Genomic DNA, 8,622 nt, shown 5'->3' on the forward strand with positions numbered 1-8,622 from the left:
CGGTTCCCACACTCTCGCAGTTCATTCGCCAGGTTCGAATGTCGCCCCTGATGAATCCCGCAGCAATCTTTCACGTCATCAAAGGGAACTTCAAGAGGCAAGGCACATTCGCCAAAAGATGTTGGGAAGCGCGCCGGCCAGCGCATGACCCCGACAATCGGGATCGATTTTCGGGGTCATGCGCAAAATCAGAGTGCTACAGCGTCCTTTGCGCGTCCAAAGGACGCGCGGCGCTGTAGTGTCGGAATCACTCTGGCCGCGGCAGCCACTCTCATGCGATAGTTTTAGCCATGCGTTATGTCATCGTCATCGCCGCCGTCACCTTCTTCCTCATCTGGGACGGGATCTACAATCAGGGCCGCTATCTCGACTACACCGTCAGGGAGATAACGCGCGTCGTGAACTACGCCACCAGCTTCGTCTAGGGTTCCTTCCCCGCTCGATATAGTGCCGGCGCGACATCGTTGCCGGTTGACGCGATCGTTTTGCCCGCACAAAACAAGCCGGCACATCGATCGAGGAGGCTGGGTTGATCCGGCATATCGTTTTTTTCAGCGCGCGGCACAAGGAGGACGTGGAGGCCGTACGCACTGGCTTGCTGGCGCTGGGCAAGATACCCCATTCCCGCTTTTTCGAGGTAACGCTCAACACCAAGGTCGACCCGCTCTCGGACGAAATCGACGTGGTCGTCTACGCCGAGTTCGAGGATGGAGCCGCACTCGCCGCCTACAAGGCGCATCCTCTCTACGCCAAGACGACCAGCCAGGTCAGGCCATTGCGCGAATTGCGTTATTCGGCCGACGTGGTGGCGGCGGCAGGCGGCTGACACGCTTGAACCGTCTCCCGGAATGATGCACACCGCGCCGGTATGACCGAGACGACACCCGCTCATTCGCTTGACCATCTTGTGCTGCCGACAGCGAACCTTGATACGGCGCGGGCGCGGCTGGTCTCGCTTGGCTTTGTCGTGGCGCCGACCGGCATCCATCCGTTCGGAACGGCAAACTGCTGCGTCTTCCTGGGGGATGGCACCTATCTCGAGCCGCTGGCGGTAGGCGACGCACAAGCGGCGGCGCGAGCGACCGCAACTGGCAACGTCTTCGTCGCACGTGATCGTGCCTATCGCGACCGATGCGGCAACGAGGGATTTTCGGCCATGGTGCTGAGCACCGGCAATGCCGATGCCGACCATGCGCGCTATGTCGAAGCCGGCCTGTCGGCGGGCGACATGCTGAGCTTTTCGCGCGCCTTTGCCGACACCGCGGGAAAGAGCGACATGGCATCGTTCAAACTGGCCTTCGCCTCTGGAACCGGGGCGACGGACGCGTTCCTGTTTGCCTGCGAGCGGATCAACGCGCCCAAGGTAGACCGCACCGCGCTGCAAACCCATGCCAACGGCGCAACCGGCATCATCGAAGTCGTGGCGGTCAGCGACGGGCCATCCGAGCAGCGCCGATTGTTCGCGGTCGCGGCGGATACGGAAAAAGGCGCGGCGTTTCGCTTGCCGAACGCGAGTTTGACCCTGCTTGAGCCTGCTGCGTTCGCCACGCGTTTCGGCTTGCCGGCCGGTGCGCCGTCGGAACTCCGTTTCGCAGGGTTAGTCTTTTCGGTTCGCAGCACTGATACCGTCGCAAAGCTCCTTGCAGCCAATTGCGTCGCACACGACATAGACGGCAATGATATTGTCGTACGGCCGGCGCCCGGACAGGGTGCGGTTTTCATTTTCCGGGAGATTCCATGAGCAAACCCCTGGCCCCCAATTCGTCGGTAACCGTCGGCAATGTCGTCTTCGACAACAAAGCGGCTTTGTCGCTGATCGCCGGCCCGTGCCAGTTTGAATCGCGCCAGCATGCCTTCGACATGGCCGGTGCGCTGAAGGAGCTTACCGGCAAGCTTGGCATCGGGCTCGTCTACAAGACCAGCTACGACAAAGCCAACCGCACCTCGCTGGCGGCGACGCGCGGCGCAGGCATGGAGGCAGCCCTTCCCGTCTTCGACGAACTGCGCAAGAAATTTTCGCTCCCCGTGCTGACCGACGTCCACACCGAGGAACAGTGCGCGATCGTCGCGCCGCATGTCGACGTCCTGCAGATACCGGCTTTCCTGTCGCGCCAGACCGACATGCTGGTCGCAGCCGCCAGGACGGGCAAGGTGATCAATGTCAAGAAGGGACAGTTCCTGGCTCCCTGGGATATGAAGAATGTCGTCGCAAAGATCACCGGTTCGGGCAATGCCAACGTGTTGACGACCGAGCGCGGCGCGTCCTTCGGTTACAACACGCTGGTGTCCGACATGCGTTCGCTGCCGATCATGGCCGAGATCGGCGCGCCGGTGATTTTCGACGCCACCCATTCGGTGCAACAGCCGGGCGGGCAGGGCGGTTCTTCTGGTGGTGAGCGTCGCTTTGTCGAGACGCTGGCGCGCGCCGCGGTCGCGGTCGGTGTTGCCGGCGTCTTCATCGAGACCCACCAGGATCCGGATAATTCGACCTCTTCCGATGGCCCGAACATGGTGCCGCTGAAGGATATGCCGGCACTGCTCGAAAGGCTGATGGCGTTCGATCGAATCGCCAAGGGCTGAAACGCACGCGCTTGTCGTCGGCAAGAGCCGGCTGTACGCTTGCCCGGCAAATGAGCACCTTGGCAGGAGGAAGCCATGTCCGTCGCCCGCGTCACCGAAATCACGTCATCGTCAACGAAGAGCTTTCAGGACGCCATCGAACTGGGAATTGGGCGCGCCTCGAAGACCCTGAAAAATGTCGAAGGCGCATGGATCCAGGACCAGAAGATCGTCGTTGAGAACGGCAATATCACCGCCTACCGCGTCAACATGAAGGTCACCTTCATCCTCGAGGAGTAGCCGGCTGGAGATCAAAGAAAGTCTGGAACCTTCGTCTGTCCCCCTCATTGTCAGCGCATAGCGTCAACAACAGAGAGGAGCACGCCATGACGACTCAGACGGGACACACCGAAGCCATTGCCGCTTCGCGAGTCATCGGCACGTCGGTCTACAATACCGAAGGGAAGCACATCGGCAGCATCGAGGATGTTATGCTCGACAAGACGTCGAACGGCATCATGTTCGCGGTGATCGGCTTTGGTGGATTTCTTGGCATCAGCGAGAAGTATCACGCCATTCCGTGGGCGAGCCTCGACTATGACGAGGACAAGGGCGGCTATGTCGTGCCCTTCACCAGGGAGCAGCTGACAGCCGCGCCTGCCTATTCGATCAACGAACTGACAGGCGCCGACGGCGAGGCGGCACGTGACGCTTCGTATAGCTATTACAGGGTCGAGCCTTACTGGCACTGACCTGATCATGTCCGGATAAGCATCTGGAATCAGAAAGGCCCTCGTCAATCGGGGGCCTTTCCACATGCAACGAAAACTATTCCGCGATCTGCAGGGCCGGCAACGGTGACGATCCCTGCTGGGGTTGTTGATTGTCGCACGACGTCAGGAACGCAGCCGCAATCAGGAACAAACTCACGATACCGCTCAACTGGGACATGGCGAAACTCCTCCTGTTTCGCCCCGCGCAAGCAGAATCATAGACCAGAAACGCGCACGCCGCGTATGACTTATGATGACAGAAATTCGCGCTTCGTGAATCGCGCCGACGGCAATATTTGCGGGCGCCCCGATTGCCTTTTGCGGTGCTTTGGCTAAGAGGGGCGCAACGCTTTCAATCGATCAATCGGGGACATTGCAATGACCGCCATCATCGACATTGTCGGGCGTGAAATCCTGGACAGCCGCGGCAACCCGACCGTCGAGGTCGATGTCGTGCTCGAAGACGGCTCGATGGGCCGCGCCGCGGTGCCGTCCGGCGCCTCGACCGGCGCGCATGAGGCGGTCGAGCTGCGCGATGGCGGCGCCCGCTATCTCGGCAAGGGCGTGCTGAGGGCCGTCGAGGCCGTGAACGGCGAGCTGTTCGAAGCGATCGGCGGCATGGAAGCCGAGAACCAGATCCATATCGACCAGACGATGATCGAGCTCGACGGCACGCCCAACAAGAGCCGGCTCGGCGCCAATGCCATTCTCGGCGTGTCGCTGGCGGTGGCCAAGGCCGCGGCGGATGCTGCCGGCCTGCCGCTCTATCGCTATGTCGGCGGCACCAAGGCGCATGTGCTGCCGGTGCCGATGATGAACATCATCAATGGCGGGGCGCATGCCGACAACCCGATCGATTTCCAGGAATTCATGATCCTGCCGATCGGCGCGCCGACGCTGCGCGACGGAGTGCGCTGGGGCTCGGAGATCTTCCACACGCTGAGGAAGAAGCTGAAGGATGCCGGCCACAACACCAATGTCGGTGACGAGGGCGGCTTCGCTCCCAATCTGAAGAGCGCGCCCGCCGCGCTCGATTTCATCATGGAATCGATCGAAAAGGCCGGCTTCAAGCCTGGCGAGGAGGTCGCGCTCGGCCTCGATTGCGCCGCGACCGAATTCTTCAAGGACGGCAATTACGTCTATGAGGGCGAGAAGAAGACCCGCGATCCGAAGGCGCAGGCCAAATACCTGGCCAGGCTCGCCGCCGACTATCCGATCATCTCGATCGAGGACGGCCTGGCCGAGGATGACTGGGACGGCTGGAAAATGCTGACCGACCTCATCGGCAAGAAGACGCAGCTCGTTGGCGACGATCTGTTCGTCACCAACACGGCGCGGCTGCGCGACGGCATCCGCATGGGCGTCGCCAATTCGATCCTGGTCAAGGTCAACCAGATCGGCTCGCTGACCGAAACGCTCGACGCCGTCGAGACCGCGCACAAGGCCGGCTACACCGCCGTCATGTCGCACCGTTCAGGTGAGACCGAGGATTCGACCATCGCCGATCTCGCCGTCGCCACCAATTGCGGGCAGATCAAGACGGGCTCGCTGTCGCGCTCGGACCGCATGGCCAAGTACAACCAGCTCATCCGCATCGAGGAAGAGCTCGGCAAGCAGGCGCACTACGCCGGCAAGTCGATCGTCAAAGGCTGATCCGAAAAATATATCCGGAAACGAAAGGGCGGGACATTCCCGCCCTTTTTATTTGAAAACCGCCAAGTCTGGGCATTCGTAACCGTCCATTAAGCACAATCGGGCGAAAAAGGACGCTGCCGTTTGAGTTCGCGGCCATCGTATCGGCCCGAAAATCGATAACGATTTTCGGAAGGCACGATGCGAAGATTGAAGTGTTTAGAGCGTATTTTGTGCGTCCCGTTGGACGCACGTCGCTCTAAAGGATTGGACCATGTGGACACGTCAGCACAAGCAGAGAAACACCGGTCGGCTGATCATTCCCTCGCTTTGCGTGGCGTTCCTGGCCTATTTCGGTTTCCATGCCTATCACGGCGAATTCGGCATCTATTCCAAGTACCGGCTCGAGGCCCAGACCGTCGATCTGCAGGGCAAGCTCGACGCCGTCAAGGCTCGCCGGGTCGATCTGGAACGCCGCGTCCAGCTCATGCATGAGGGCACGCTGGAAAAGGACATGCTTGACGAGCAGTCGCGCAAGGCGCTCAATCTGTCCAATGCCGATGAAATCACCATCATGCTGCCGTCGCCGGCCAGATAACTTGATTCGAGTTAATCACCGATATTTTCAACGATTTTAATCGCTTAGATGCATGCCAGCCATGCATTTTTCAGCATGGCGAAACCTATTCTCGCATGTTAGCCTCCTCCAAATCGGTGGGGAGGACTGATCTCCCTCAGAGCGGATTTCATCTTGCTCTAATGTCCACAAAGAGACGCAACAGGGAGTGATGCATGGCCACCGCCGCCAGAAAAGCGCCTGCCAAATCGAGAGCCGACGGCAAATCGTCGGGACTTTCAGCCCCGAGGCCCGCTGACTTCAATAAGGACGAGGAGCTTGCCGCTTACCGGCACATGCTGCTCATCCGCCGCTTCGAGGAAAAGGCCGGCCAGCTCTACGGCATGGGCTTCATCGGCGGCTTCTGCCATCTCTATATCGGCCAGGAAGCCGTCGTCACCGGCATGAAGATGGCGCTGGTCGATGGCGACCAGATGATCACCGCTTACCGCGACCACGGCCATATGCTGGCGATGGAATTGTCGCCGCGCGGCGTCATGGCCGAACTGACCGGTCGCCGCGGCGGCCTGTCCAGGGGCAAGGGCGGCTCCATGCACATGTTCTCCAAGGAGAAGCATTTTTACGGTGGCCACGGCATTGTCGGCGCGCAGGTGTCGCTCGGCACGGGCTTGGCCTTCGCCAACCGTTATCGCGGCAACAACAATGTGACGCTGACCTATTTCGGCGACGGAGCCGCCAATCAGGGCCAGGTCTATGAAAGCTTCAACATGGCCTCGCTGTGGAAGCTGCCGGTGATCTACATCATCGAGAACAACCGCTACGCCATGGGCACTTCGGTCTCGCGGTCGTCGGCCGAGACCGACTTTTCACACCGTGGCGCCTCCTTCAAGATCCCCGGCATCCAGGTCGACGGCATGGATGTGCGTGCGGTCAAATCCGCCGGCGACCTCGCCACCGAATGGTGCCGCACCGGCAACGGGCCGCTGATCCTCGAAATGCAGACCTACCGCTATCGCGGCCATTCGATGTCGGATCCGGCAAAGTACCGCTCCAAGGAAGAAGTGCAGAAGATGCGCTCCGAGCATGACCCGATCGAGCAGGTCAAGGCGCGGCTGCTCGACAAGAAATGGGCCACCGAGGACGAGCTCAAGGCCGTCGACAAGGAGGTCCGCGACATCGTCGCCGACGCCGCCGAATTTGCCCAGAACGACGCGGAGCCGGATCCGTCCGAGCTCTGGACCGACATCGTATTGTAACGAGAGGGCAAGGACATGCCGATCGAAATTCTCATGCCCGCTCTCTCGCCGACGATGGAAGAGGGCAATGTTTCCAAATGGTTGAAGAAGGAAGGCGACAAGATTGTCGCCGGTGACGTCCTCGCCGAGATCGAGACCGACAAGGCGACGATGGAAGTCGAGGCCGTCGATGAAGGCACGCTGGCCAAGATCGTGGTCCCCGCCGGCACCGAAGGCGTCAAGGTTAACGCGGTGATCGCCGTGCTCGCGGTTGATGGCGAGGACATCGACGAGGCTGGCGAAGGCATCGGCGAAGAGGCTCCCGCAGCTGAAAAAGCCGCGCCTGCGCCCGCTGCGGCCAAGAGCGAGGCGGCGGCACCTGTTGCCGCTGCTCCAAAGACCGAAATCGCCGCCGATCCGGATATCCCGGCCGGCACCGAAATGGTCTCGACCACGGTGCGCGAGGCGTTGCGCGATGCGATGGCCGAGGAAATGCGCCGCGACGAAGACGTCTTCGTGATGGGCGAGGAGGTCGCCGAATACCAGGGCGCCTACAAGATCACGCAAGGGCTGCTCCAGGAATTCGGTGAACGCCGCGTCGTCGATACGCCGATCACCGAGCATGGCTTTGCCGGCGTCGGCGTCGGCGCGGCGATGGCCGGCCTGAAGCCGATCGTCGAGTTCATGACCTTCAACTTCGCCATGCAGGCGATCGACCAGATCATCAACTCCGCCGCCAAGACGCTCTATATGTCCGGCGGCCAGATGGGCGCGCCGATCGTCTTTCGTGGCCCGAACGGTGCGGCGGCCCGCGTTGCCGCCCAGCATTCGCAATGCTATGCCGCCTGGTACAGCCACATCCCCGGCCTGAAAGTGGTGATGCCTTACACCGCCGCCGACGCCAAGGGCTTGCTGAAGGCCGCGATCCGCGACCCGAACCCAATCATCTTCCTCGAAAACGAAATCCTCTACGGTCACTCCTTCGACGTGCCGAAGCTGGACGATTTCGTGCTGCCGATCGGCAAGGCACGCATCCACAAACCGGGCAAGGACGTCACCATCGTCTCCTTCGGCATCGGCATGACCTATGCGGTGAAGGCCGAGGCCGAACTGCGCGGCATGGGCATCGATGCCGAGATCATCGACCTCAGGACCATCCGGCCGCTCGATTTCGACACCATCATCGCCTCGGTCAAGAAGACCAACCGTCTGGTGGTGGTGGAGGAAGGGTATCCGCAGAACTCGGTCGGCGACCATATCGCCAACCAGGTGTCGCAGCGCGCCTTCGATTTTCTCGACGCCCCGGTCATCACCATTGCCGGCAAGGACGTGCCGATGCCTTATGCCGCGAACCTCGAAAAACTGGCGTTGCCCAATGTCGGCGAGGTTGTCGAGGCGGTCAAAGCCGTCACTTATCGCTGAGCAAGGCGGGAGGAAGATATGCCGATCAACATCACCATGCCGGCCCTCTCGCCCACGATGGAAGAGGGCAATCTGTCCAAATGGCTCGTCAAGGAGGGCGACAAGGTCTCGCCGGGCGACGTGATCGCCGAGATCGAGACCGACAAGGCGACGATGGAAGTCGAAGCCGTCGATGAGGGCACGGTTGCCAAACTGGTCGTTCCGGCCGGCACCGAAGGCATCAAGGTCAATGCGCTGATCGCCGTGCTCGCGGCCGAGGGCGAGGATGCCGGTGCTGCCGCGAAGAGCGGTGACGGCGCTGCCGCGCCGGCAAAAGCCGAGGCGCCCGCAAAAAAGGACGAAGCGACGAAGGCGGTGGCTCCCACCTCCCCCTCTGATGGGGGAGGTCGCGCCGCAGGCGCGGGTGGGGGCGACACCACCGCCG

The 8,622-nt window shown here is 61.3% G+C and carries 12 protein-coding genes; 11 read left to right on the forward strand and 1 reads right to left on the reverse strand.

Annotated elements, in window-relative coordinates:
• Window positions 1-290: 290 nt before the first annotated feature.
• The 6 genes from MESS2_RS33845 to MESS2_RS17595 all read left to right on the forward strand — a co-directional run bounded on the left by MESS2_RS33845 (window position 291) and on the right by MESS2_RS17595 (window position 3,311).
• Window positions 291-425 (forward strand): hypothetical protein, encoded by a 135-nt coding sequence (locus MESS2_RS33845; RefSeq protein ID WP_008875727.1) that lies wholly within the window; start codon window positions 291-293, stop codon window positions 423-425.
• Between the two features lie 104 nt (window positions 426-529).
• Complete coding sequence (locus MESS2_RS17575) at window positions 530-826, forward strand: Dabb family protein (RefSeq protein ID WP_008875728.1); 297 nt, start codon at window positions 530-532, stop codon at window positions 824-826.
• A gap of 42 nt (window positions 827-868) precedes the next feature.
• Entirely contained in the window at window positions 869-1,741 is an 873-nt protein-coding gene (locus MESS2_RS17580; RefSeq protein ID WP_008875729.1) for a VOC family protein, read from the forward strand.
• Window positions 1,738-2,580, forward strand: a complete 843-nt coding sequence (gene kdsA, locus MESS2_RS17585; protein WP_008875730.1) for a 3-deoxy-8-phosphooctulonate synthase — start codon at window positions 1,738-1,740, stop codon at window positions 2,578-2,580. The genes MESS2_RS17580 and kdsA overlap by 4 nt, the downstream gene beginning before the upstream one ends.
• A 75-nt stretch (window positions 2,581-2,655) precedes the next feature.
• A complete protein-coding gene (locus tag MESS2_RS17590) occupies window positions 2,656-2,859 on the forward strand; it encodes a dodecin family protein (RefSeq protein ID WP_008875731.1) in 204 nt (67 codons plus the stop codon).
• A gap of 86 nt (window positions 2,860-2,945) precedes the next feature.
• A complete protein-coding gene (locus MESS2_RS17595) occupies window positions 2,946-3,311 on the forward strand; it encodes a PRC-barrel domain-containing protein (protein ID WP_008875732.1) in 366 nt (121 codons plus the stop codon).
• 76 nt (window positions 3,312-3,387) lie between these two features.
• Here the strand turns inward: MESS2_RS17595 and MESS2_RS33850 are convergent, their stop codons facing one another.
• Window positions 3,388-3,510 carry a hypothetical protein gene (locus MESS2_RS33850; protein WP_157357755.1) on the reverse strand — a complete coding sequence of 41 codons (123 nt, stop codon included), beginning with the start codon at window positions 3,508-3,510 and terminating at the stop codon, window positions 3,388-3,390.
• A 200-nt stretch (window positions 3,511-3,710) separates the two neighbouring features.
• On the opposite strand from MESS2_RS33850, the gene eno reads away from it, so the two are divergent.
• The 5 genes from eno to MESS2_RS17620 all read left to right on the forward strand — a co-directional run.
• Window positions 3,711-4,985, forward strand: a complete 1,275-nt coding sequence (eno, locus tag MESS2_RS17600) for a phosphopyruvate hydratase (protein WP_008875733.1) — start codon at window positions 3,711-3,713, stop codon at window positions 4,983-4,985.
• Window positions 4,986-5,238: 253 nt separating this feature from the next.
• The gene (locus tag MESS2_RS17605; RefSeq protein ID WP_008875734.1) at window positions 5,239-5,562 is read left to right on the forward strand and encodes an FtsB family cell division protein; all 324 of its coding nucleotides are present in this window, start codon (window positions 5,239-5,241) and stop codon (window positions 5,560-5,562) included.
• A 194-nt stretch (window positions 5,563-5,756) separates the two neighbouring features.
• Window positions 5,757-6,797 (forward strand): pyruvate dehydrogenase (acetyl-transferring) E1 component subunit alpha, encoded by a 1,041-nt coding sequence (gene pdhA / locus MESS2_RS17610; protein ID WP_008875735.1) that lies wholly within the window; start codon window positions 5,757-5,759, stop codon window positions 6,795-6,797.
• A 15-nt stretch (window positions 6,798-6,812) separates the two neighbouring features.
• Entirely contained in the window at window positions 6,813-8,198 is a 1,386-nt protein-coding gene (locus tag MESS2_RS17615; RefSeq protein ID WP_008875736.1) for a pyruvate dehydrogenase complex E1 component subunit beta, read from the forward strand.
• A gap of 18 nt (window positions 8,199-8,216) precedes the next feature.
• A partial coding sequence (locus tag MESS2_RS17620; protein ID WP_040593421.1) for a biotin/lipoyl-containing protein occupies window positions 8,217-8,622 on the forward strand: 406 nt, incomplete at its 3' end.

Origin of the sequence: Mesorhizobium metallidurans STM 2683 (assembly GCF_000350085.1) — a bacterium.
GTDB classification, from domain to species: domain Bacteria; phylum Pseudomonadota; class Alphaproteobacteria; order Rhizobiales; family Rhizobiaceae; genus Mesorhizobium; species Mesorhizobium metallidurans.

Bases quoted from the DNA above. Each gene is read 5' to 3' on its own strand.
- MESS2_RS17580 (WP_008875729.1), top strand. From the start codon at position 869: ATGACCGAGACGACACCCGCTCATTCGCTTGACCATCTTGTGCTGCCG.
- MESS2_RS17590 (WP_008875731.1), top strand. From the start codon at position 2,656: ATGTCCGTCGCCCGCGTCACCGAAATCACGTCATCGTCAACGAAGAGC.
- MESS2_RS33850 (WP_157357755.1), bottom strand. From the start codon at position 3,510: ATGTCCCAGTTGAGCGGTATCGTGAGTTTGTTCCTGATTGCGGCTGCG.
- MESS2_RS17595 (WP_008875732.1), top strand. From the start codon at position 2,946: ATGACGACTCAGACGGGACACACCGAAGCCATTGCCGCTTCGCGAGTC.
- kdsA (WP_008875730.1), top strand. From the start codon at position 1,738: ATGAGCAAACCCCTGGCCCCCAATTCGTCGGTAACCGTCGGCAATGTC.
- pdhA (WP_008875735.1), top strand. From the start codon at position 5,757: ATGGCCACCGCCGCCAGAAAAGCGCCTGCCAAATCGAGAGCCGACGGC.
- MESS2_RS17605 (WP_008875734.1), top strand. From the start codon at position 5,239: ATGTGGACACGTCAGCACAAGCAGAGAAACACCGGTCGGCTGATCATT.
- eno (WP_008875733.1), top strand. From the start codon at position 3,711: ATGACCGCCATCATCGACATTGTCGGGCGTGAAATCCTGGACAGCCGC.
- MESS2_RS33845 (WP_008875727.1), top strand. From the start codon at position 291: ATGCGTTATGTCATCGTCATCGCCGCCGTCACCTTCTTCCTCATCTGG.
- MESS2_RS17615 (WP_008875736.1), top strand. From the start codon at position 6,813: ATGCCGATCGAAATTCTCATGCCCGCTCTCTCGCCGACGATGGAAGAG.